The 24,434-nt window shown below is 41.7% G+C and carries 23 protein-coding genes; 15 read left to right on the forward strand and 8 right to left on the reverse strand.

Features of this window, described 5'->3' with window-relative positions:
- Positions 1-68 precede the first annotated feature (68 nt).
- From R8P61_35505 to R8P61_35530, 6 genes are all read left to right on the forward strand, one after another.
- Positions 69-1,604, forward strand: coding sequence for an arylsulfatase (locus R8P61_35505; GenBank protein ID MDW3652438.1), 1,536 nt, complete (start codon positions 69-71; stop codon positions 1,602-1,604).
- A 111-nt stretch (positions 1,605-1,715) separates the two neighbouring features.
- The gene (locus tag R8P61_35510) at positions 1,716-4,298 is read left to right on the forward strand and encodes an adenylate/guanylate cyclase domain-containing protein (protein MDW3652439.1); all 2,583 of its coding nucleotides are present in this window, start codon (positions 1,716-1,718) and stop codon (positions 4,296-4,298) included.
- Between the two features lie 58 nt (positions 4,299-4,356).
- The gene (locus R8P61_35515; protein ID MDW3652440.1) at positions 4,357-4,929 is read left to right on the forward strand and encodes an NAD(P)H-dependent oxidoreductase; all 573 of its coding nucleotides are present in this window, start codon (positions 4,357-4,359) and stop codon (positions 4,927-4,929) included.
- A 140-nt stretch (positions 4,930-5,069) separates the two neighbouring features.
- A complete protein-coding gene (locus R8P61_35520) occupies positions 5,070-5,669 on the forward strand; it encodes a hypothetical protein (protein ID MDW3652441.1) in 600 nt (199 codons plus the stop codon).
- 5 nt (positions 5,670-5,674) lie between these two features.
- Positions 5,675-6,682, forward strand: coding sequence for a helix-turn-helix transcriptional regulator (locus R8P61_35525; protein ID MDW3652442.1), 1,008 nt, complete (start codon positions 5,675-5,677; stop codon positions 6,680-6,682).
- 126 nt (positions 6,683-6,808) lie between these two features.
- Positions 6,809-7,495, forward strand: a complete 687-nt coding sequence (locus tag R8P61_35530) for a hypothetical protein (protein ID MDW3652443.1) — start codon at positions 6,809-6,811, stop codon at positions 7,493-7,495.
- Between the two features lie 79 nt (positions 7,496-7,574).
- Here the strand turns inward: R8P61_35530 and R8P61_35535 are convergent, their stop codons facing one another.
- The 4 genes from R8P61_35535 to R8P61_35550 all read right to left on the reverse strand — a co-directional run bounded on the left by R8P61_35535 (position 7,575) and on the right by R8P61_35550 (position 11,094).
- Positions 7,575-8,360 carry a glucose 1-dehydrogenase gene (locus tag R8P61_35535; GenBank protein MDW3652444.1) on the reverse strand — a complete coding sequence of 262 codons (786 nt, stop codon included), beginning with the start codon at positions 8,358-8,360 and terminating at the stop codon, positions 7,575-7,577.
- Positions 8,357-9,211, reverse strand: a complete 855-nt coding sequence (locus tag R8P61_35540; protein MDW3652445.1) for a fumarylacetoacetate hydrolase family protein — start codon at positions 9,209-9,211, stop codon at positions 8,357-8,359. Before R8P61_35540 ends, R8P61_35535 begins: the two co-directional genes overlap by 4 nt.
- A 120-nt stretch (positions 9,212-9,331) precedes the next feature.
- Entirely contained in the window at positions 9,332-10,414 is a 1,083-nt protein-coding gene (locus tag R8P61_35545; GenBank protein MDW3652446.1) for an alpha/beta hydrolase, read from the reverse strand.
- On the reverse strand, positions 10,411-11,094 hold the full coding sequence (locus R8P61_35550) for a hypothetical protein (GenBank protein MDW3652447.1): 684 nt from the start codon (positions 11,092-11,094) through the stop codon (positions 10,411-10,413). Before R8P61_35550 ends, R8P61_35545 begins: the two co-directional genes overlap by 4 nt.
- 62 nt (positions 11,095-11,156) lie before the next feature.
- On the opposite strand from R8P61_35550, the gene R8P61_35555 reads away from it, so the two are divergent.
- The 8 genes from R8P61_35555 to R8P61_35590 all read left to right on the forward strand — a co-directional run bounded on the left by R8P61_35555 (position 11,157) and on the right by R8P61_35590 (position 16,793).
- Positions 11,157-11,771 (forward strand): hypothetical protein, encoded by a 615-nt coding sequence (locus R8P61_35555; protein ID MDW3652448.1) that lies wholly within the window; start codon positions 11,157-11,159, stop codon positions 11,769-11,771.
- Positions 11,772-12,029: 258 nt separating this feature from the next.
- Positions 12,030-12,752, forward strand: coding sequence for a DUF1508 domain-containing protein (locus tag R8P61_35560; protein MDW3652449.1), 723 nt, complete (start codon positions 12,030-12,032; stop codon positions 12,750-12,752).
- Between the two features lie 169 nt (positions 12,753-12,921).
- A complete protein-coding gene (locus tag R8P61_35565; GenBank protein MDW3652450.1) occupies positions 12,922-13,494 on the forward strand; it encodes a hypothetical protein in 573 nt (190 codons plus the stop codon).
- Between the two features lie 80 nt (positions 13,495-13,574).
- Positions 13,575-14,072 (forward strand): hypothetical protein, encoded by a 498-nt coding sequence (locus R8P61_35570; GenBank protein ID MDW3652451.1) that lies wholly within the window; start codon positions 13,575-13,577, stop codon positions 14,070-14,072.
- A gap of 4 nt (positions 14,073-14,076) precedes the next feature.
- Positions 14,077-14,658, forward strand: coding sequence for a hypothetical protein (locus R8P61_35575; protein MDW3652452.1), 582 nt, complete (start codon positions 14,077-14,079; stop codon positions 14,656-14,658).
- Positions 14,659-14,670: 12 nt separating this feature from the next.
- Positions 14,671-15,249: a hypothetical protein gene (locus R8P61_35580; protein MDW3652453.1), complete on the forward strand. Its 579-nt coding sequence runs from the start codon at positions 14,671-14,673 to the stop codon at positions 15,247-15,249.
- Positions 15,249-15,809: a hypothetical protein gene (locus tag R8P61_35585; protein MDW3652454.1), complete on the forward strand. Its 561-nt coding sequence runs from the start codon at positions 15,249-15,251 to the stop codon at positions 15,807-15,809. Before R8P61_35580 ends, R8P61_35585 begins: the two co-directional genes overlap by 1 nt.
- Positions 15,810-15,884: 75 nt before the next feature.
- Complete coding sequence (locus tag R8P61_35590) at positions 15,885-16,793, forward strand: dihydrodipicolinate synthase family protein (GenBank protein ID MDW3652455.1); 909 nt, start codon at positions 15,885-15,887, stop codon at positions 16,791-16,793.
- Here R8P61_35590 and R8P61_35595 read toward each other — a convergent pair.
- From R8P61_35595 to R8P61_35610, 4 genes are all read right to left on the reverse strand, one after another.
- Positions 16,783-17,952: an MFS transporter gene (locus R8P61_35595; protein ID MDW3652456.1), complete on the reverse strand. Its 1,170-nt coding sequence runs from the start codon at positions 17,950-17,952 to the stop codon at positions 16,783-16,785. The two genes, R8P61_35590 and R8P61_35595, sit on opposite strands and share 11 nt — an antisense overlap.
- Before the next feature lie 52 nt (positions 17,953-18,004).
- A complete protein-coding gene (locus tag R8P61_35600) occupies positions 18,005-18,334 on the reverse strand; it encodes a hypothetical protein (GenBank protein MDW3652457.1) in 330 nt (109 codons plus the stop codon).
- A 34-nt stretch (positions 18,335-18,368) separates the two neighbouring features.
- Positions 18,369-18,737, reverse strand: a complete 369-nt coding sequence (locus R8P61_35605) for a hypothetical protein (GenBank protein MDW3652458.1) — start codon at positions 18,735-18,737, stop codon at positions 18,369-18,371.
- A gap of 305 nt (positions 18,738-19,042) precedes the next feature.
- The gene (locus R8P61_35610; protein ID MDW3652459.1) at positions 19,043-22,309 is read right to left on the reverse strand and encodes a tetratricopeptide repeat protein; all 3,267 of its coding nucleotides are present in this window, start codon (positions 22,307-22,309) and stop codon (positions 19,043-19,045) included.
- Between the two features lie 668 nt (positions 22,310-22,977).
- Between R8P61_35610 and R8P61_35615 the strand changes: the two genes are divergently transcribed.
- The coding region (locus tag R8P61_35615; protein ID MDW3652460.1) for a hypothetical protein at positions 22,978-24,434 on the forward strand (1,457 nt) is incomplete at its 3' end.

Below are 24,434 nucleotides of genomic sequence, written 5' to 3' on the forward strand. Positions count from 1 at the left end.
AGAGTTCCAGATGCGTGATTTCTCCTGAGAATTTATAATTTAGCTAGACATGCTCTTATTCTTTCCTCATGAAAAATCTTGCTTTTATCTGTTCAAGTCTCCTGCTGTTTTGCCTGTTAAGCTGTGAAGCTCCAGCCAAAAAAGAAAAACTACCCAATGTTATTTACATCCTCGCCGATGATATGGGATATGGGGATGTCTCTGCTTTAAATGAAGACTCCCGCATTCATACGCCACATTTGGATGCTATGATCCAGAATGGGATGCATTTCACAGATGCTCATAGTGGATCAGCGGTTTGTACCCCTACTCGCTATGGAATTCTGACCGGGAGATATTCATGGAGAACAAGCATGAAAGAAGGGGTTACCTGGAGTTGGTCGGAGCCATTGATCGCCCCGGAGCGAAGCACAGTTGCTTCCAAACTCAAAGGCAAAGGCTATCATACTGCCTGTATTGGTAAATGGCATTTGGGCCTGGGATGGGAAAAGGACTCTGCAGGAGTCGTAGATATCAGAAAGCCTGTTAAAAACGGCCCCAACGTAAATGGGTTTGATTACTTTTTTGGAATTACGGCTTCTCTGGATATCCCTCCCTACATCTACATTGAAAACGACCGTTCCACCACCCAGGAAATAGATACGATAGAGAAAATGGATGGAAAGGCTTTTTGGAGGAAGGGGGCAATAGGTTCAGATTTCAAGCATATAGAAGTCTTGCCAAAAATCACAGAAAAGGCAGTGAGTTATATAGCGGATCAATCTCAAAAAGATAATCCCTTTTTTCTCTACTTTCCCCTACCTGCTCCTCATACTCCTATCCTTCCAACTGAGGAATTTCAGGGAAAAAGTAAAACCAATGAATATGGCGATTTTGTGATGATGGTAGATGATGTGGTAGGGCAAATTGTGGAAGCCGTCCGAAAGGCCGGGCAGGAGGAAAATACCCTGATAATTTTCACTAGTGATAATGGCTGTTCTCCTATGGCTGATTTTGAAGAATTGGCAAGCTTTGGTCATGATCCCAGCTATATTTTCCGGGGACACAAGGCAGATATATTTGAAGGAGGGATGCGGGTTCCCTTTATCGCAAAATGGCCTGCAAAAATAAAGGCCTCAACACGTAGTCAGGAAGTCATTTGTCATACAGACTTTATGGCGACCATGGCAGCTATCACTTCCGATTCTATGGCACCCAATGAGGCAGAGGACAGTTATAGTATTCTTCCTGCACTATTAGGGGAAAGTCAGGCTGAGCCGATCCGTGAAGCGACGGTCCATCACTCCATCAATGGCTCTTTCTCTATTCGGCAGGGCAAGTGGAAAATGATCTTTTGCCCGGGTTCCGGAGGCTGGAGTGAGCCTGTTCCCAAAAAAGCAAAAGAAATGGACTTACCCCTTTTGCAATTGTACGATCTGGAAGGAGATATCGAGGAAACAGATAATGTAATCCGACAGCATCCAAAAATCGCAAAGAAACTGGCTGATTTGATGGAATCTTATATTGAAAATGGAAGGAGTACTCCGGGCATAGCTCAGGAAAATGATACTGAAACCAAACTCTATCTCCATTCTGACATTCCTAAGTCTTTTTATTTTGAGTAGAAATTGGGCAATTTGCACTGCCTAAGAATAGATTGAAATTACATTCAAAGAATCGTAGAAGATTTTACGGATTTGTTGTAATTTGAGAAATTAATGCCCAAGGCCTCCTAGATGACTGAACGTAATACGCGCCTGTTAGCCGCCATCATGTTTACGGATATACAGGGTTATACTGCTTTGATGCAGGATAACGAAGCGGCAGCTATTCGCCTCAGAGACAGGCACAGGGAGGTAATGGACATCTATCACAAAAAGCACAAAGGAAAGATCGTACAGTATTATGGAGATGGTAGTCTGAGTATCTTCAATAGCTGTGTAGAAGCAGTTAAGTGTGCAATTTCCATTCAAAAAGACTTACAGCATGCCGAGCCCAATGTCCCCCTGAGAATCGGGATTCATTTGGGAGATATCATTGAAAGAGAAGATGATATCATCGGGAATGGAGTAAATATGGCGTCTCGGGTTGAAAGCCTTTCTGTTCCGGGTTCTGTTATGATTTCGAGGAAAGTAGCTGATGAGATCACCAATCAGTCCGGGATACAGTTGAAGTCCATGGGTTTCTTCAGCTTCAAGAATGTAAATACGCCTACAGAAGTACTGGCAGTCGATGAAGAAGGCCTCAAGGTGCCTGAAGGGAAATTGCTTGATGGAAAATTTACCAAGCGGAAAGCGAGCGATAAACCCTCTATTCAAAATCTGCCAAACTGGGTCAAATATGTGGGAGGAATTGCCTTGTTAAGCATCCTGGTTCCTATTGTGATGCTGCTATTCAGTCCCTCAAGCGCCCAAGGTGAAACTTTTAGCCTTTTTGACGAAACAGGGGCAGAGTTTCTGCTTCCCAAAGTTAGTTCTTCTGATATTAAAAGCCTTTACACTACTCCTTTCAAAAATTCCGATAATCAGGATGCAGATGATTGGCTGAGTTTGGGCATTCCCTATGCCCTTAGCCTGGACCTGAGTCAGGATTCCCGAATTTTCAATGAATTTGGGCAAGTTGCTGTTGATGCCAGTTTGAACAGAAGTCTCAATGAAGCAAGAACTGCCGATTGTGATTACCTGATCCAGGGCTCCTTCCGGAAAACCGATAAAGGATATGAATTGAAAACGGAGGTCTACAATACCTCTGATGGAACCTTATTGGAAGAGAAGAACTATAAAGGGAAAGTCCTCTTTGACTTGTTGGATGACGTGTCTCTTGAGCTAAAGAAATCCTTTAAGCTAAAAAAGGGTGATGCCAATATCGTTGACCTCAATCTAAGAAGCTATTTCACCCCATCAGAAGAAGCTTTTGAGAAATTGTGTAAAGGACTTCTTTACAAAAGAGAAAATTCCGGAGCATTCAATGATATTCATGATTTGCTGGAATCCGCAGTTAATATAGACTCCAGCTTTGCCTGGGGACACTATGTCCTGAGTGATTTTCATAATACGCACAGAATCAATCGGCAAGTTGCGGATAAGCATATAGCCCTTGCTATGAAATACCGGGAGGAACTTCCTCTCAATCAGAATATCCAGATTCGCCTCTTGAATTATCGCATAAAGGAACAGCAAAAAGAGTCTTTGACTTTGGCCAATTTCCTGCATAAATCCAGGCCTACGGATGCAAATCTCCTGCTCAATTTGATCAATGAGTATTTCCGACAAGGCAAATATGAAGAAGCGATCAAAGAAATTGGCGAATACAGAGCCCTGAAAGGAGCACCCAATGCCTTACTCGATCTTCTTTCACAAAGCCTGATTCGACTTGATCGAGTGGATGACGCAATCCAGCAATTGGAGTTGGTATTGAATCGGAATTCCATGTTCGCGGAAGCTTTACTTTGGTTGGGGAAAGCCCATTTAGCCAATAAAGATTTTGAGAAAGCACAGGAAATTCTTGAAGAGTTAAATGTCCTCAAACCGAATCAAATCGAAGTGCTGAATCTTCAAAATCACATAAGTTTCATGCTGGATTCGGCAGATATTTTTTCGGAAGACTATTATGAATCCCTGACGGGAACTTATTGGGCCGCAGGGATTAGTAAGCGCTCCTCACATGAGATTTTTCTGGAAAACGGCCAACTCTACTATCAATTTGAGGGTTCTGAAAACAGGGAAGGAATGTATCCCTTAAGTAGGTCAATATTTTTTAGTGTAAATAATAATGAAGGGCAAATCATACAGTCCCGGCATTTCTTCATCAAGAATAATATGGGGACTTATGACCGTATGTTGATTGATGAAAGAGGGGACTTGTCGGGATATATGAACTTTGAGATTGATAAAGATATTCTGAGGGGAATGGATGTTTTTGAAAAGGGAGATTATGAAGCCGCTGAAACGCAATTTCAAGCCTCTATAGAAGCACACCCCAATCATAACTTCCTATCCTATTATCTGAAACACCTCGACTTTCGCAAGGACAGCATCTACTCTACCCTCTCCGATGATTGGAAGGCCTTTGAAGGCATTTATTTTACCCAAACCCATCAATACAAGATCTTTTTAAAAAAATCAGAGCTTTACATTCAGTCTGAGAGTAATTTGAGCTATAATGACCCCGTTTTGCTGCTTGCTCTGGATGAAACTACTTTTTTAGATAGTCATAAGCTTACCTACCGCATTCAATTTCAAAAAGAAGCCGGTAAAAATATCCGGCTGGAATTTATCAATGGTCAAAAAGGAAGTATAATTGCCAAACGCCTGCGATAGGTTTCAAAACATAAAGAAGCCTATAGGGCTCATAAGGAGATTCTCTGATATTTATTCTATGTTTAAAATTGCCATTGTTTCTGGTTCCGCCAGATTGGGGAGGCAAACTCCCAAAGCTGTTTCTTTCCTTGCTCAGCAAATCAAGAAGCGCGATGAGCCTACTCAGGTGCAAATTCTGGATGTGAAGGAATACAATTTTCCTGTTATGGAAGAAAGATTGGGGAGAAATCCCAATCCTCCCGATCGCCTCGAAGAATTTGGTCAGCATCTTATGGAAGCTGACGCTCTGGTATTTGCCTCGCCTGAATATAATGGGAGTTTCTCTGGAGCGCTGAAAAATACCCTGGACTATTTTCGGAAAGAGTATGCAAAAAAACCCATTGGCATCATGACCGTTTCTGCCGGTAAGTTCTCGGGTGTAAATGCTTCTCACGATTTGCAAAAGTATGTATTGGCTCTTGGAGGATTTCCTTTGCCTCGCAAATTGATGATCGGAGGAGTGGGAAATCTCTTTGATGATGAGGGGAATTTATTGGATGAAAAGCAGCTTGGGAGCTTCGATAAATTCGTAGAAGAACTCCTTTGGTTGACAGATGCAATTGTACGTAAAAAAGAAGGGGAAAAGACCTAAAATGGAAGTATGAGTGCAAGAAGAGGGGCTTTACTCCCTCTTTCCTACTTTTTTCCTACCTTTTTCAAACCCGTAAATTTTGGTAAGCTTGGGTTATGGGTCTAGCTTGAGTCAAGATTTCAATCACAACATTTACTGACATGAAAAAAATAATTTCATCTTGCATCCTACTCCTCTGTACCAGCTTTTTACTGGCTCAATCAAATAGCGAACTGACGAGAGAATTCTCTTTTGAGAATGATTCTGATCCCATCGAATTTGTCGTGGAAGTACAGGAGGGTAGCCAGGAACTCTTATTCGCACTCAATAGCTTTACCATGGGTGGAGATTTAAAAGTCATCCTCTTAAGTCCTTCCGGAAAAAAAGAAGGAGGTTTCCGTTTGCAAAGTATGCCTGGCAAAAACAAGGTAAAGGAAAAGTCTAAAAGCAAAGAGAAAACAGGAGCAAGCTCCATTACTTCCAAAAGCAAAAGTTCTACCAGTACTTCAACTTCGGTGAATACGAATACGAATACGAATACAAATACCAATTCCCAGGAATCGGGAAGTCGTATTGAGACAAGTAGTGATGGTGACAACACCTTCACCTATAGCATGTCCAGCAATAAGAATTCTATTTCTAAAGGAAATATGAATAAAACCATCTCCAATCCTGAATCAGGAGCTTGGAAAGTGGTCATAGATCCTGCAGATGTAACAGGTGAACTTCTCATTCGCATAAGACAAAAAAGCCGGAACTAGGATTTATGTTAAAATACAGACTACTGCTTCTGAGCTTTCTGTTTTTTTCTTACTCTTCCCAAGCGCAGTTCCTCATTGAAGGGACTGTGCGTGCTGATAGTAGCTGGGAGAAGGTTGTTTATTTATCGCTTATTCCCAGTTTGGAAGATATGCATACAGTATCCCTGGATATGATTGCAATGCAGACCCCTCTGGATGCTGAAGGGCATTTTCGCTTTCAGGGAGATTATTTACCAAAAGGAGACCAGCTGTACCGGGTTCATATCAGCAAAAAGGGAGACCCACCTTCCACCATCATTATAGGGGGGAATGATCATAACCATTTTTTCCTGATTGGCAATCCGCAATTGTCCTGTGAGCTTTCAGCTCCTTCAGATAGTAGTTTATGGGGCAAACTTCTCTTCAATTCCTGCTATGTAAATTCCGGTCTGCTTCAGGTGGACCAAATCCTCGCGGAATACGAAGCCAATGCCTCCTACGATTTTTCTTTAGGGAGGGAATATTTAAAAATAGCTCGAGACGAAAAACTCAGGCATTTGGCAGATAGCACCCAAAACCTCCTGCTGGCCTTATATGCCCTTTCTCAAACCCATGCAGAAGCTCACTATCTGGAGAATCCTGATTATTATCATACTTTCTTCGAAAGATGGGGAGAAGTTGAAAATGCTTATCTGGATGATTTTCGTTCGTCCATCCAATATCGAATGGTCGCTCAGAATCCCGCATTCTCTCAATGGCTAATGTCCTTCTGTTTTCTGCTAATCGGATTATTATTCTGGCCGCTTTATCACTGGCTGAAGAATTTCAGTAAAGATGGCCGCCAGCATTTGCTTCAGGAATTGAGTTTGCAGGAACGAAAAGTATTCGGACTGATCAGAGAAGGGAAATCCAATAAAGAAATCTCCGAAAAGTTACACATTGAATTAACGACCGTTAAATCTCATGTGCGTAATGTATATGGGAAGCTTAAGGTGAATTCACGCAAAGAGGTAGTAGATTTTCCTCTAAAATAAAGCATCTGAATTTTTCATAGCTGCATATTTTCAAATGGATGTTGACATAGCCCATTGGGATGGGGTCTAAGTCAATAAAAGGTCCGTTACAGGAATGGATCTATCCTTTATGAAGAATGCCTAATTATGAAAAACACAATTCACCTCTTAATTCTCAGTCTTTCGATCATCTTGTTCTCTTCCTGTTCACAATCTGAACTGGAACGTGATAACAAAGCCATCTCTCCTATTTTTGAAAATGCCTTTGAGTTACAGTCGGGATTCAGTATTTCTCCCCATGAAGTAAGCCTGGAAAACGGCCGAATCAATTTCCATAGCCTCGATGCGTTTGAAAATTTAGCTTCAAATACTGCTAACCAGCATTATGTAGCTCAATTCAAATCCCTGATTCAGAGACAAGGAGATTACCGACCTGATCAGCATGCATCTACTTATGTTGATGAAGATAAAGATGACTATCTGGGAGGCTTTCTCTTTAATTCAGATGGAATTCTTCAAGTCGAAAACCTTATTTTTAAAGTAGATGCCAAAGAACAAGCCATTCGCTTTCTTCCTGCAGATAAGCTAGAACAATTACCAGCCCTCATCAATGGAAGCGATGGAGCGGATATTCAAAGCCAATCTGCCCAATACCTATTGGGCTTGGACAATGAAATGTCTTCCGGCTCTTTGCCTGTAGTTTGTTGGATGTGTATTGTGGGCTCGATAACAACTCAGCAGGGTGATATCGGAGGAACCATTGTTACACGTCTTGCATGTGCTTTGTGTAAGGTTCAGTTGGGAGATGATGATGAGGAAGATCAAAAACGTTAGGAACTGATCCATTTTAAGCTCTGCCAAATAAGGCAAGCGCTCCTTGGTACCCCCTCTTTGTCGGAGGGGGCTTTGTTTGTTAAGAATTCAAATTCAAGAATCCTCCGTCAATCGGATAAAAACTTCCGGTTACAAAAGCTGCAGCATCAGAACAAAGGTAAGTGGCAAGGGCTGCAATCTCTTCTGGTTTCCCCATTCTGCCTATAGGCTGCGTTTTGGAGAACTTTTCAAACATTTCTGCTTCCTGTCCCGGAAAGTTCTGCTTGAGATAGCCATCTACAAAGGGTGTATGTACACGGGCAGGACCGATGGCATTGCAGCGAATCTTATCTTCAAGATAATCTTTGGCAACGGAGAAAGTCATGGTGTAAACCGCGCCTTTGCTCATAGAATAAGCGAACCTGTCCGAGAGCCCTAAAACGGATGCAACAGAAGCCATGTTGAGAATAGCTCCCCCTCCTGAAGCTTTCATGAGGGGAATACCAAAATGAAGGCAGCTATAGACACTCTTTACATTTACCTGATAGATTCGATCCATATCCTCTGGCTCCGTACTTTCTGCCGTTCCAATATGTGCGATAGCCGCATTATTGACCAGAATATCCAAACTTCCCGACCGCTGATATATTTCATCGAATAAGACGCCTGTCTTATGATGTTCTGTAAGGTCCAGTCTGTGAAACCAGGCCTTCCCACCAGTCTCCCTGATTTCTCCTTCCAACTTTTCTCCTGCCTCTACATCCAGATCAATAAAATGAACAATCGCTTCTTGTTGAGCAAAAAGCCGTGAAATAGCAGCTCCGATACCTTTGGCACCGCCGGTAACAATGGCGACTTTATTTGTCAGTTTAAATAAATCACTCATCCCGGCTGCTTAACAAAGGTCTGCTTCTGTTTTCCAAGTCCCTCTATTTCCAATTCAACGATATCTCCTCCTTTCAGGTAAGTCGGAGGATTCATACCCAGACCTACTCCGGGAGGTGTTCCTGTGGAGATCAGATCTCCGGCTTCCAGTAGCATGAATTGAGATAGGTACCAGAGGCTATATGCAGGATTGAAAATCATTTTATTTGTATTGCCGCTCTGCATACGCTGGCCATTCACATCCAGACTCATTTGAAGGGAGTTTACATCTGAGGTTTCATCTTTGCTAAGCATATAAGGTCCGCAGGGACTAAAGCCGGGACAAGATTTTCCTTTGGTCCACTGCCCTCCCCTTTCTATCTGGAAATGACGCTCTGAGATATCATTGACTACACAATATCCGGCAATTGCAGCTTCTGCCTCTTCTTCATTGGCCAGCTGATAGATATCTTTTCCTAAAATTACCCCCAATTCTACCTCCCAATCTGTTTTATCACTGTTTTTGGGTATGATCACTTCATCAAAAGGACCTGCTAGGGTATTACTGGCTTTCATGAATATGATGGGCTCTTTCGGTATTTCCATCCCTGACTCCTTCGCATGATCAGAATAATTCAATCCGATACACATAATCATCCCCGGTCTTGCGATAGGCGCTCCCCATCTTTCCTCGGCAGATACCTCAGTTAATTTTTTGCCGGAAGCAAGTAGGCTTGCAAGCTCTTGCATTCCTCCTTGTTGGAAAAAGTCTCTGTTCCAATCCTCAAAATGAGGAGAGCAGTCCCAGCGTTTTCCATCGATATATACGGCAGGTTTTTCGGCACCTTTCTGGCCAAATCTGATAAGTTTCATGTAGTAGTTATAGCGTTTAGGGTAATGAGAAAGTATTCCCGAGAGGGAATCTGTCTTAGAGGAATAAAGCTAAGGAATTTTTCTAAAGGAGTCGAGATGAAAAACTAAATCCATTAAGGATTACTGTTGACGATAAATCTCAACAAAATCTATGACTTCCTGAGTAAAGGCTTCTGCATCTCCATCCATAGGCGAATGTCCGGAATTTTCATAGATAATGAGCGATTTGCGGTCATCTGGTGTCCCTAATTTATCCAGCATTTCTTCTCCAAGGCTGGGAGGTACCACAAAGTCATATTTCCCCCAAAGTAGCAAAGTCGGAATCTTTATCTTATCCAATTCATTTGTCAGAGGAAGAGCTATCGCTTCGTCCAAAATCTGAGTACGCGCGATTTGGTAGGAATTGGTAAGGCCCGTAAGGGGATGATTAGCTCCAGCTATATGCTGCCAGAGTCCTTCCAGATCAGGAATAGTGGCTTCTATGAGATCATCACGAAAAGCCAGCACTTCTGCAGCTCCTGCCTTGGCATTGACTTCCAGGAAACGATCCGTTTCGTCCAGGTTTGTCGTATCAAAGTTTTGGACAAAATCCAGAATTTCTTCCCAATCTTCTTTATACTCACTATTCGCCTGTATCTGTCTTTCTGAAATTTCTTCCATCAATTCGAGACCATCCAGGGTCAGTTTACGGATATTATGAGCCCCATCTACATCGATCCAGCCCGTGATTTTATTTTGACTCAATTTGCTCAGGAGGTAGTAATTCCCCAAATATCCTCCCCAACTGTGTCCAAATAGAAATACCTTCAGTCCTGCTCCATATTGATCTTTCATAAGATCGACGACCAAATCCAGGTCCTCGCGCATCTGGTTGAGAGAAACCGCTTCTTTATCATAATTTCCTCTTGCATTACCAGAAGAACGTTGATCCCAATAGGCCACTAGATAATTTTCCTCCAATCCATCTGACATTACTTTCAAGAGATCATTGTAAACCAGGGAATTTCCTCCCGGACCGCCATGTAAAACGATAATCATGGTATTGTTCACAGGATTTCCCTCTACCCATACGGGCATTTGAGCTCCTTTATGTTCTAACCAAAAAAGTTGATCTGCCCTTTCTCCGACCAGAACTATATCACTTTCACAGGCATTGAGACTGATTGCCAGGAATATCAGGGTATATCTCAAGATTCGATTCATTTTCTGGACTTATTTTCTTTTAGGGGAATGGCAAATCCACTTTGAAAGATGAAATGATATTGACTGCCAATATTGAAGGGAATTTCCCAGGCAGCACTGATTTTATTAAACCACAGAAGCCGCAGAGAGGATATCCTTAAGCTGCGTCCTGAAGAAATGGAAAAAGAAGGCATAAATGCTGTTCCATGTCCTTTAATTTCCTCAAATCCGGATTCTGTGGAAACAAAAGTCTTTCCCGCCAATTCATAATGATATAACCCAAGACCCAGATCTAGCTCCCAAAACTTGATCTTTTCAGGTTTGAAGGATTTGGTCTTCAAACTTCTGTAGCCAATTTCAGCATTTGTCAGAAGGCCGAAATGATTGTTGGGCTGGACATATGCCGCTACATTTCCTCCAAAAATGAATTGCCGCTTTCTTTCTACAAAATAGGTTCCTCGTTTTTTACTTTCCTTCTCTCGTGCCACAGAGCGTTCCGTATAGGGGAAGTTTACTCCTATTTGAGCACCGGGATGCCACATCATTTCTCCAAAATAGGAAACTTCTACTTCGATAGATGCCCATTCACCAGCAGGCTCAACTTGTGCCTGAATTTCGCTAGCAAAAAGACTTATACAGAAAATATATATGAGAATAGGGGAAGCGATTGGAGGGGAGGTATGGGGGAAAAGCTTCTTCACAAAATGAAATTTAAGGGATGTACTAAAAGATTAACGATATTCAGAAGCAAAATATTCCTTTTATGCAGGAAAGTGAGCCATACCATTGGGAGGCCTATGGACTAGAGAAAATGCTAGAACTTATGGAGGGCTTTGATTGTCCCTGGTGCATTGCGGGAGGATATGCAATAGAACTCTTTGTAGGGAAAAGTTTCCGACAACATGGGGATATCGATATTTTTCTTTTTCGTGAAGATCAATTGGAGATTCAAAGGCATTTTCAGGATTGGGATATGCAGAGAGCGGCATTGCCTGGATTAAAAGTCTGGGAGAAAGGAGAATTTCTTCAGGGAAAAATCAGGGATATCTGGGTTCGGGAAAAGCCGGGTTCTCCCTGGCGTTTTCAACTCATGTTAAATGATCAGGAAGATGGAGAGTGGATATTTAAACGAAATCCTGCCATTCGGGGAACTCTTGAACAACTGATCCTTTATACTTCGACTGCTATCCCCTATTTAGCTCCGGAGATTCAGTTATTGTACAAGGCGGAAAGTGAAATTTTGGAGAAAGACCGATTGGATGCTGAGCAGGCAATTCCGCATATGAGTACAAAACAACTCCTTTTATTGAAAGAATGGCTATGCATTCAATTTCCAGAGGGACATGATTGGCTGAATAAAATAAATCTAATCCTTTGAATTTTGCCTTTAGTACAGTTTTTGCTTATTTCTGGTATCAAGTTTAGGTATTGATACATCCTTACGGGGAAATTCACTTTGTATTTATCCAGAGGTATAAAGCTCTTGTAGCTTCATGACTCAGCTCTGGCAACTTTACTCCTTTTTGTCACAACTTAGGAGGAGGAAGTCTAAATGCTCCATTTAGATTTCGCTCAAAAAGCCTGTGAATGGATAATATTTTTCGAAACACGAATTTAAACATTAACACAAATCTACATGGAAATTCCACATCCTAAGTTTCAAATCTTTAAAGGCAAAGATGATCAATTTTACTTTCGCCTAAAATCTGTGAATGGAAACATCCTGGTTTCCAGCGAAGCCTACACACAAAAAGATAGTGCGATCAATGGCATTCGTAGTGTAAAGGAAAATGGGACTGACGAAGGAAACTATCGCAAAAAAACTTCTGATTCCGGAGACAAGCATTCCTTTTCAATTATTGCAAAGAATGGACAGGTAGTTGCTACCAGTCAGAGCTATGAATCTGAAAGTGGGCGTAACAATGGGGTTCAATCCACCATGAATACAGCCCCTGATGCTGCGGTAGAAGATACCACTACCGGATTTGAAGCGCATACCAATCCCAAGTTTCAAATTTATGAAGACAAAGCTGGTGAGTACCGCTTTAGATTGTATGCCTCAAATGGCGAAATCATCCTGGCTAGTGAAGGCTATGCTAATAAGGCGGGAGCTAAATCCGGAATTGATTCTGTCCAGGCTGCTTCTAAAGATGAAGCAAACTTCGATAAGCTGACAGCTAAAAATGGTGAATTCTATTTTAACCTGAAATCAGCAAATGGATCTATTGTAGGTACCAGCGAAATGTTTGGAACAGAAGCATCCAGGGATAATAGTGTTGCCTCTGTAAAACAAACGGCCTCCGGATCACCGACAGAAGATTACACCCTTTATCCTTTGGTCGAACTTGACAAAAAATAAGAATCTGATCAAACGAAGATTCCCCGATCACTCAGCTTTATTTCGATAAATATTTTCTTAGTCCTAAAGCAAATGTGCTGAGAGAAAGGATCGAGCCGGTGAAAGCCGGCTCATTTTTTTGTTTTTTGGGGAAATTCTGATCTCTGCTTATATTGGAAAAGCAAAGATCATGAAAACACTACTTAGCTGCATACTACTAGTATTTTCCATTAATTTCCTGCATTCACAACAAGAAACGGACTTTGGGTCCCTGGGTTTTGATTTGTACGGAGCTGTGTATCCGCTCCCAGCTGCAAATTACCCCTTGCATTACAACTTGCATTTAGGTCTGAGTTTTAAGGGTTTTGGCCATGTAGGACCGGCTTTGAGTGTCTTTGGAGGAGGAATGGGAAAAGAAAGAGGAAGGCACTTTGTTGGACTGGGCTTACAAGCTAGAATTCCTTCTCAGAAGTTCTTGTTAAAACTGGAAGGAGGACTTGTTTTGGATTATGAATTCAATGCATACTTGTCGAGGGTAAAGCGAGCAAGAGGAAGTATCATCCCCTATTATAGATTGCACCTGGGGTATCGATTCAAGCCTTTACTGTTGGTGGGTGGCAGCATTGACTATATACCACCAACCACAAATTTGCGTTACTCATCGATCTCATTTCCGCCTGTCCCTCCTGTTTTTTCCAGTTTAGATCCCCCCTGGGATCGACATTTTGGGTTTTCAGTATTTATTGGATTAAGCATTCCATGATCATTCGTTGTATAGCTCTGATTTTTTTTCTTGTTCTAGGTATTCTTCCAGCTTTTAGTCAATCCGATAAGGATCCTGTTTTGCCAATAGGAATAGATGCATATGGGGTTTATTTGCCCCTATACTTTTATGACGTTTATCTAATTAAGCATGCACATCTAGCTCTCAGTATGCATGAATTGGGAAATATTGGTCCAGCATTTAGCCATTGGGGCTTTAATTATCCTGATTTTCGAAACTATACAGGGATAGGCTTGCAACACAATCAACAATGGGGAAAAATTCAGGCTAAAATAGAGGGAGGGATCCTCTTACAATATGAGATCAATCTAACTAGTGCGAAGATTGGTCTACTCAATGGGCGTAATATTCCCTATATCAGGCTTCATCTAGGACATAAGTTTGGACGTTTCATCAGCACAGGGATAGTCTTTAACTGGGTCCCCAAAAGTAAACACATCGCTTATGTGGCCAATTATAGCAGTAGTCCCTTGGATGCCAGAGGCTTTACTTCCTGGAAAAATTCGCCAGATCATCATGAAAGTATGAATGTGTTTGTTGGATTTAGTATAAAATAGATTTATGGTATTTCGATCTCTCATAGTAGCCGTTCTGCTTTCTCTAAGCCCCTTACATACTCTGCATGCTCAGACGGTGATTGAAAAAGAGCCCCTGGGTTTTGGGTTGGATGTGTATGGGATTTTTCTACCGGTTGTTATTTATGATCTGCTAGTTATGGAGCATATACATGCATCGGTAAGCTTACCGTACCTAGGAGGATTTGGGCTGGCATATAGCAAATGGGGAGGGCAAACATATTATAGGAATGAGTATTCAGGTATAGGTATACAGTATCGAAGGGATTTCAGAAGATCTTTCATCAAATTTGAATCAGGCATGCTCCTGACATATCGTAAACCCCGAGACTTTTATGTCATAGGTCTTCGACCGGGTTCAAGGGCTCCCTATGTAAGAGCGCATATGGGTTGGCCAATGGGGCCTAGATTTTATACCGGATTTGTCATCAATTGGGTACCCAGGAGTAAACATATCATATATACAGAAAACTTCACAGGTACGACTCCCCGAGATTTCAATAGATGGAGCAATCCTCCCAGTCAACACAAAGGCTTGTCTTTTTTTGTAGGTATTTGTTTAAAATGATGCAGTTGCGATATGAAAACCCGACTTCTCTTGCTTATATTTTTGCTTCCTATCCTGACTCCGGAAGTGCATAGCCAGCAAAGAGATAGTAGTTATTTCTTTCCTTTTGGATTTGATTTGTATGGCTCTTTTATTCCGATTCCTGCAGGAGGTTTTCATGTTCTTACAAATCTCCATGCTGGCTTTAGCTTTCAAAAAGCTGAGAATTTTGGAGCAGTAATGAGCACGTGGGGGTATGGGAATGCCTACGAAAACAATAACTATACAGGAGTCGGACTTCAATATCGAGCACCTATTCGTAAAGCCATCCTGAAATTTGAATACGGACTGCTATTGAACTATAAAAAAATAAACGAAGATTTTACCGTTTCTATTCGACCGGGAGGCAGAGCAGCTTATTTTCGATTGCATGCAGGTCTTCGCTTAGGGAAAATGCTTGTTATGGGTTTCAATCTGAATTTTATCCCGGAAAGCAAATACATCATTTTTACCTCATTTCGCAGGCCTCCCGCTCCGCCTATTGATAGCTTTCGTAGGCCCCTCAACCGACATCGAAGTTTCTCTCTTTTTTTTGGATTTAGCATACCATAATGAAAGCCTTTTTTTCCATACTACTTCTTTGCTGTTTGCAATCTGGCTTTGCGCAGGATGAAGATTTTGATCGACCCTTTTCCTTTGATTTGTATGGATCATTTGTACCCGTTTTTGCCAATAACTCATTTATCCTCACTCATCTACATGCCGGAATAAGCTTTGAGAAAATCGGAAATTTGGGACCTTCCTATAGTCATTGGGGATACTTCAATGGCTTTGATAGCATTGCACATCATGGACTGGGAATCCAGGTCCGTAAAGAGTTGGCGGATGTCATGCTTAAGTTGGAGTCGGGCCTGTTATTCTCTATGCGAAGACATCGAAAAACCTATACGATAAACCTGAGCAGAAGATTTTCTGCTCCCTATTTTCGAATTCATGCAGCGTATAATTTTCCTTACAGGCTTATTGCGGGTATATGTCTGAATTGGGTACCTCAAACTTCAATGCTCCAGTATAATCGTTTCTCCGGGCCTGGGCCTGTTCCGCTTGATGTAATCGCTCCTCTCAACAGAAATAGAAGTATTTCTATCCTGGTAGGATTTCGATTGCCTTGATTCTTATCAAATATTTTGGCTGAAATTTGATTCTCAAAGAAAGATTGCAGAATTATGTGCTTCTAAAAAGAAGTTATGCAAGCATCCCCCTCTTTACTCAAAGGAGTCCTCACCGCAAACCTTACTCCTCTTAACGCGGACCTTACTGTTGATCATGATAAGCTTGTTGAACATTGCCATTGGCTTCTTTCACAGGGAAGTGATGCTATAGCAGTTTTGGGTACTACCGGAGAAGCAAATTCATTTACCGTAGAGGAGCGCATGGCTGCACTGGAGGCTTTGATTGAAGGAGGAATCCCAGCGGCTAAAATTATGTTGGGAACAGGTTGTTGTGCTTTTCCTGATACTGTGAAATTGAGTACACATGCATTGCAGCATGGCGTCAGGGATCTTCTCTTACTTCCTCCTTTTTACTATACAGCCTCTGATGAAGGCCTGAAGGCTTATTTTAAACTGTTACTTGAAAGAATCAATAATCCGGAGGTCCGTATCTACTTATATCACATCCCGCAAATGAGCGGAGTTTCTTTTTCCATTGAATTGACCAAAGAGTTAGCCAGTCTTTATCCTGACAATATTGTGGGTATGAAGGACTCCAGTGGGAATTGGGAGCATATGTCAGGTATAGTAAAAGAAATTCCGGGATTTCAGATGTTCGCCGGCACGGAGAAATTCTTGCTGGATATACTAAAAGCAGGTGGGGTAGGCTGTATTTCCGCAACCGCAAATGCGACCTCAGCACGTGCACAGGAGGTATATCAGGCTTTTATTGAGGGGAAAGATGCGGATAGCCTTCAGACTGCCCTGACAGAGGTGCGCAAGTCTTTCGAAGGCTTTGTATTTGTTTCGGCTTTGAAAGCAAAATTTGCAGATTGGCAGGACAGAGCTGATTGGGAACATATGCGTGCTCCTAATATTCCTTTATCGACAGAAGACAAGGCTAATCTGAATGCTCGTTTGGAAGCCGTAAATTTTAGCTTGTAGGCTTTTTGTAGAAGAATTGGAGGTAGATTCCTGCCAGAAGCGTAAATCCGGCTGCTGCATAGTAGGCCAAATCAAAATTGTTGGGGTTATTATCATACAGCCAGGCGGAAAGAATGGCTCCAAATCCAATTCCTATTTCCAGCGCAATATAGGTGGTCGCCATATACCTTCCCCGACGATTTTCCGGACTGATATCTATGACCCAGGCAAAAACGGCCGGGGCTGCAATTCCTGTAGAGAATCCTAGGGCCCCTGATGCGATCATAAGGTTTGTCATGGTTTCTACATTGCCAAGGTATATCAAAGAAAGTACGATGAAGATAACGGAAACCTTTATTACTACGATCCTGCCATATTTATCAGAGGCTTTTCCAGCTATGGCCCTTGATAATAGAGTGAAGAGGGTAAAGCTGGTAAATAGCAGGCCTTTATTCTCCATACCTAAATGATCTGCCTGGTCTGGAGAAATGGTAAGCAATATTCCGAAAGTTAAATAGATGAGAGCCGTAACAAAGGCTACAGGCAAAGCTTTTTTCTCAATGATCTCATCGGCTTTTAATTTCAGAAGTGAAGCTTTGAATTTTTCGGGCTCCTGTAAACTTTCTTTAAGATTCATCAGAATCATAATAGACAACAATGCAACAGCCGAGGAAGCATAAAACATGAAGTCGACAGAATATTCATTGACCAGATAACTTCCAAGCGGAGGAAAGAGAGAGGCTCCCAAATTCATACTTACTCCGGCGATTCCCATTGCTTCTCCCCTTCTATGGACAGGGACGATATCTGCTATAAATGCAGTGGATGCAGTAGGTTTAAAACCCGTAGAAAATCCATGAAAAAATCTCAGGATCAAAAAGCCAGCTACGGTCGTGAGTAAGGGATACATGAGGCTACAAAGGACACATACCAGGGTTCCAAAGACCATCAGGGGGATTCTGCCTACTGTATCTGCCAGTTTTCCGCTAAAGGGGCGGGAAAGTCCGGCAGAAAGCGTGAAAAGAGAGATGATAAGGCCTTTGTAATCTTCGCCTCCCAGGCTGGTCAGATAGGAAGGCAATTCAGGTACGATCATATTGAAACTCCCTGAAAAAAGCACATTGCTTAGGCAGAGAAGTAAAAAGGCTGGCGTGTACAAGCGATCGGAAGCTTGATTCATGGCGCGAAACTAGTCAAGCTCTACTTATAGAACTAATATTTCTTCGCTTTTTTCAAGACTCCCATTCATAGATAATGATCTCCAGCTCTTTATAATTTTCCTGATGTTCTATAAGTTCTTTCAACTCTTGCATGCATCTGGAATTTATTTCTTTCCACTTGGGTGCATCATATATCCCCTGATCCAAATAGGGAAGTTGATCGAGGAAAATATTGAGGAAGGTATCCGGGTCAGGATATAAATGATAATTCAGAAAGCCGTGACTCAATTCCTTTTTAAAAGGATAAGCTTCTCGGATTTCTTTGTACTTCCACCAGGCAGGTTCCAGTTCGATAGACGTGCCGGAAAGATCCTTTGCCTGAATCTTTAGCGTGTATGCCATCTGTGTCGTGCTGATTGTGTTAGCTATATAATTCTTAGGTCTTCAGTAGTACAAGTTTCTCTCCTTGTTCGGGTTTATCGCTATGTCCTATTCCTCGCAGTCTGTACATAAATTCTCGCTTTCGGTCCCGATCCAGAATGTTTTGGACATAACTTGCTATATCAGTGCTCTTTGGTTTGGATCTGACAATGGCTATTTCTTCGCCTTCAAATACTTCTTCTTTCTCCTGAGTGTAATAGTCAAGATACCTATTATAGATTTCCCATCGATGCCCCGAAGCTTCGGATTGGAGAAAGAAGCCTTTTTTTAGGGCGAAACCTGGATTTTTCAGGTATACAATCAGGAGTTTTGAAGGGCCGATACTAAAGCTATCCAAAATCTCTACATAGACTTTCTCTTTCATCGCTGTGCATTTACTTAAATGTAGGGAGCTTAATCGAAAAGAAAAAGTGGGGCAGACGAATGTCTGCCCCTGCACACAAGCCGTGCTTTTCGTAAGGCACGATTTTTTAGGCCGGCTCATGTTTGTAATACTATTATTCTAACCTAACCTATGTTTGTCTATCGTGTGCAACAAAGATCGCTCATGCCTATCACAAAAAGATCACCAAGAGATATCATTTTCAGAACGAATAAACAATCGTACTAAAATATAACATCGTTATAGTGCAAAAAACAAAAAAGCTTATCTTAAATCGTTTGGAGGGATTAGGGTTGATTCCTGACCATATTGGTCCCCTCTTCGGCCTTCTTTTTGAATTTTTCAGAGGCATCCAACTGTCCCATCTCTTTCAGAATCTCAGACATGTTTCGGTAGGATTGCAATAATTCGGGATGAACTGGTCGGTTGATATTCTCTCTAACTTTGATACTTTTCTGCTGGTAGACGAAAGCTTGACCAAACTGCTCCCATTTTGCATAAATATTGGCCATGTTTTGATAGACTATGGCCAGGGAAGGATGATTCTCCGGGAGAATATTTTCGAATAGAACTATGGACTTCACTTGATAGCTTACCGCAGAATCGTAGGTCCCCATTTCTTTGTAGAGACTTGCCAGGTTGTTGTAAGCGCTGGCTACATTGGGATGCTCTTCTTTGTAGTTGAATTCATTGATCTGAATTGATTTTCGCAAATAAAGAAGTGCAGAATCAAGAACTCCAAGGTTTTGGAAAATGGTTGCCAGATTATTGCTACTGATTCCAAGGAAAGGATGCTGCTCATTGTAGGTAGTTTCTACGATCTCATTTGCTTTTTTCTGATAATCGAGCGCAGAGTCAAAATATCCAGAGCTTCTGAGAATGCTAGCCATATTATTTTGCAAACCTGCCATACGAGGATGCTTCTTTCCATGATTCTCTCTGGTAATGTGCAGGGCTTTCAATTGGTATAATTGTGCCGAATCCAGTCTTCCAATCTCATGGAACATTCCTGCATAGGCATTGTAATACCTGGCCAGAGACGCATGCATGCGATGATAAACAGTCGTCCTGACATGAATCGCCCGCTGCTGATAAATCAGAGCTGAATCATATTGAGCCATTTGACGAAACACAGCAGCCATATTTGCATAGCTCAGGGATAAGTTGGGATGATCTTTACTAAACACCTTTTCCCTGATATCCGTCGCTTTTTGTTGATAGTAAAGAGCTGAGTCAAAATCAGCAATGCTCCTATATAAGCCTGCCAGATTATCATAGGATAATGCAATCAATGAGTGATCTTTATCCAATAATAACTCTCGAACTTTTATCGCCTTCTGTTGGTAACCAATAGCCAGATCATAGGCACCCATTTCCTGGAGAATAAAGGCCATATTATGGTAAGAATTCGCGAGGTTGGGATGTTCAGGAGAATTTTCAAGAATTTCGATACTCTTTTGCTGATAAGTCAGCGAAGAATCATAGGCTCCCAATTCTTCAAGAATCGCGGCCATATTCCCATAGATCACTCCTAATCCCGGATGTCTGGGACTAAAGGTCTTTTTATATATCTGTAAAGCTTTACTTTGGTAGGTATAGGCGGTATCAAAACCTTGTATATTATAATACAGGCTCGCCATATTATGATAAGACAATGCCAGGGAAGAGGGATCACCTGCCTTATCTTCTTTGATCCTGATAGAACTCAATTGATAATATCGGGCCGAATCCCATTTATTGAGGCCTTGATAAATCATAGCTAGATTTCCATATGAGGCCGCAAGATGCTCAGGGTCAACCTCAGGATCATTCTCCTGAAGTTTCAAGGCTTTCCATTGAAAAATTTTCGCCAGCCCATATCTTCCCATGCTATTGTGAATAAGAGCACGGTTGTGATAATTGAGTGCCTGAGAAGCTTGCTGAGGTCGCTCCATGCTTTGATTGATCCTATCTGCATTTTCAGCATAAAACAAAGCCGAATCATAAGCCCCCGACTCCTGAAAAATCATAGCTAACTCTTGCTGAGATTCTGCTAATTGAGCCTTGTATACCTCACCAAGAACTTGATATTGTTTTATTGCCAGTTTTTGTTGGGCTAAGGCACGATCCAATCGTCCCTGCTCTTTCTCCCAGGCTGCCAACTGTCGATAGGAGCGCGCCATATCTCCCCCCTCAGATCCAATTTTCTTTCTCAGTTTTATTCCCTTTTGTAGAAAGTAAGCTGCAGAATCTTCTCTTTCCAATTGCAGGTAAATCTGAGCCATATTTTCATAACTCAACGCTAAATTCTCCATATCTGTGGAACCCATGGATTCTTTTAGCTTCAAAGCCTGATTTTGAAAGGAGGCAGCTTGTCGCAAATCTTTCCTGGCTGTATGAATCGTAGCCATTGTGAGATACGAATCAGCCAGAGCCTGCCGGGATTTTGCTCCCAGGTTTTTATAAATATCTGAAGCCCTCATCTGATAATCCCAGGCTTCATCAAAGTCTTTATGCTCTAGCTGTAAAACAGCCATATTTGAATAAGAAGTGGCTAGGCGCAAATCATTTTCCCCTAATTTCTTCTGGAAATTATTGATTGCCTTTCCCTGATAAATTATAGCTGCATCATGGACCGAAATACTGTGGTACAATTGAGCTAAATTTTCCTGAGCGGAAGCGATAAGGAGAGGATCTGTTTCAATTGCTTCCAGAAAACTTACCTTTTCCTGTTCTATTTGGCTGGCCTCATTGAATAGGAAATCCATTTGATAGGCCGCTGACTTCAATTCCAGGCTATTAATCTTTTGCCAAAACCTTGTATGCTGTCTGGAATAGCTGGAATCCGCAGAAGATCTTGTACCTACGGCCTGTAAAGCTGCCAACTCTCCTCTTGCATCAAGGTTCAAATTTGCCAGTATACTACGTGCATCCTGAAATTCGCCCTGACTAAATGCCTCATAAGCTTGTTGGTATGCTAGGGAATTTAGGTCCAGGTTTTCTCTGGCAAGCAGCTTGCAAATTTTCACCAGACGGGTATCCAGTGCAAATTTTTGAATTTGAAGAACCTGAATCGCCTCTTCTTTATTCACGACCCGAACGCCGAACTTAGAAAAAATCCAGTTAGCAGGATCCTGACTCGAATTCTCTATACTACGAACAAGCTCCTCATAGGTGCGATTCAGATGTTTACGACTGATTTTTAAAAATCTTCCTTGAACCTCAGCTGTCATGCCTTTGGGGGCCAAATAAATCCGGAGAAATTCGGCCTCTTTCGGGATAATTTCTTTTAAAGCATCTGCATTCACCACTTCATAGCCACTTTTGAATATGTCAATATCCAAAGGCTTGTCTGCTTTTGTAGTCTCTATGCTAAATTGGAAGTGCCCCTGAGAATCAGTACGGCTCGATTGACCACTGGTATTGCTGACCTTTACTTTATCAAAGTATTGGTAGCTTCCTTTCTTGTACTTCCCGTTATGTAAAATAAGCTGCCCTTTCAACTCTGTCGTTTGAGACAGAGCCGTAGTAAGTAATCCTATAAAAAGAGCAAGCAAGAAGGATATTTTGCTCATCTTAGGTGTATTGAAGCAAAACAGGAGAGAGCCGGTTTTCTGGGATTACCTGTCTACAAACAATAAATTCGAAAATTTTATTTGCCCATATAATAGAAATTAACGTAAAACTGTGTCAGAAATTATACTTAATGTTTTATACGATTTACGAAGTATCATTATCATAACATCTCCAATTATTAAAGTTTTTTCTGACGAAACATCAGGGTATCTAAATTGTTCTCGCAAATGATCTAATAGCCTCAATTCCTCAACTAAATGAAGTTCATATTCTTTTCCCATGTACTATCCAAAGGCTAGTAAATGGTCCAAAAATGCTGCAAGGAATGACTTGTCTTATTGCGATAAATAATTTCTAATTCTAATACCCGTTATAATTTAGGAAAAGAGCAGGAATCCTGAAATACCTGCCTTAAAAAAATTTGAACTTTTAAGCTATTGTGTATGAAGCCTTTCTGTAGGAGATACAAAAAAATTAGTACCTTGTATAAGGGTATTAGAAGAAATATTTTTTAAGAAAGGAGCATTCTATTTTAAGTGAGAATATAAAGGTCACATTCGACCTGAACCAGCTTTGATACTTTTCTGCTTTTTACTCATCTAAACCTATGAACCTATACGGGAAAATATTTTTTCCCCGGGCACTCTAACCAAAAACACCCGATACTATGACAAGATATTACCTGGCTTTTGTCATTATACTATTTCTACAAATTCCCAGTCTTTTCTCCCAAAACCTTGGATTTAACTATCAGGCTGTTGCCAGAGATGGCAATGGAGAAATTCTTAGTGATCAAAGTGTAGATATAGTTTTTACCATCCATTCCCTAAGCCCGGATGGTGACATTGTTTTCCAAGAGAAACACTCCAGCGTGAGAACCAATGAATTTGGCCTCATAGAATTGGAGATTGGTTCCCTTGAAGTACAGGATTTTTCAGCCATAAAATGGTCAGAAACAGATTATTTCCTTGAAGTAGAGATCGATGGGGAAGATATGGGCACACAACAACTGCTAGCCGTTCCCTATAGTAAGGTCGCTACTCATATGAGTATCCGTGCATTGCAAGATGTAAGTACGGCAAATCCTACAGATGGACAAGTCCTGAAATGGAATGGTTCATCCTGGGGACCTGCAGAAGATAATGTGGCAACCGGAGGTGGTGGAGTAAACACAACAGCAAGAATAACAGGAGATGGTGATACCAGACCACTGGACATTGCACGTCAAAATGCGAATGATGGACAAGTGTTGAAATGGGATGGAAATGCATGGATTCCGGCTGATGATGATCGCGGACTCCAAAGCATCAATACCAGTGCCCGAATTTCAGGCGACGGAGACAGTCAGGCTTTAGATATTGCCAGGCAGAACGCAAATGACGGACAAGTATTGAAATGGAGGGGAAATGCATGGGTACCTGCAGATGATAATGAAGGAATCAGCAACATCAGTACATCTGCCAGGATTTCAGGGGATGGAATAAACAGTCCCCTCGACATTGCTCCTCAAAATGCTAATAATGGAGAGGTCCTCAAATGGAATGGTGCCACCTGGATACCAGACGATGACGAAACCGGCATCACCAATGTAAATACCTCAGCCCGAATTTCAGGGAATGGAGTAAATAACGCCCTGGATATTGCACAGCAAGGGGCCACAAATGGAGAAATCCTCAAATGGAATGGAAATAATTGGGTGCCGGATGATGATGAAACCGGTATCACCAATGTAAATACTACAGCCAGAATCTCTGGAAATGGAGTAAATAATGCCCTGGATATTGCCCAGCAGGGGGCCGCAAATGGAGAAATCCTCAAATGGAATGGAAATAATTGGGTGCCGGATGATGATGAAACCGGTATCACCAATGTAAATACTACAGCCAGAATCTCTGGAAATGGAGTAAATAATGCCCTGGATATTGCACAGCAGGGGGCCGCAAATGGAGAAATCCTCAAATGGAATGGAAATAATTGGGTGCCGGATGATGATGAAACCGGTATCACCAATGTAAATACTACAGCCAGAATCTCTGGAAATGGAGTAAATAACGCCCTGGATATTGCACAGCAGGGGGCCACAAATGGAGAAATTCTCAAATGGAATGGAAATAATTGGGTACC

It is taken from the genome of Bacteroidia bacterium (assembly GCA_033391075.1).
Lineage (GTDB): Bacteria > Bacteroidota > Bacteroidia > J057 > J057 > JAWPMV01.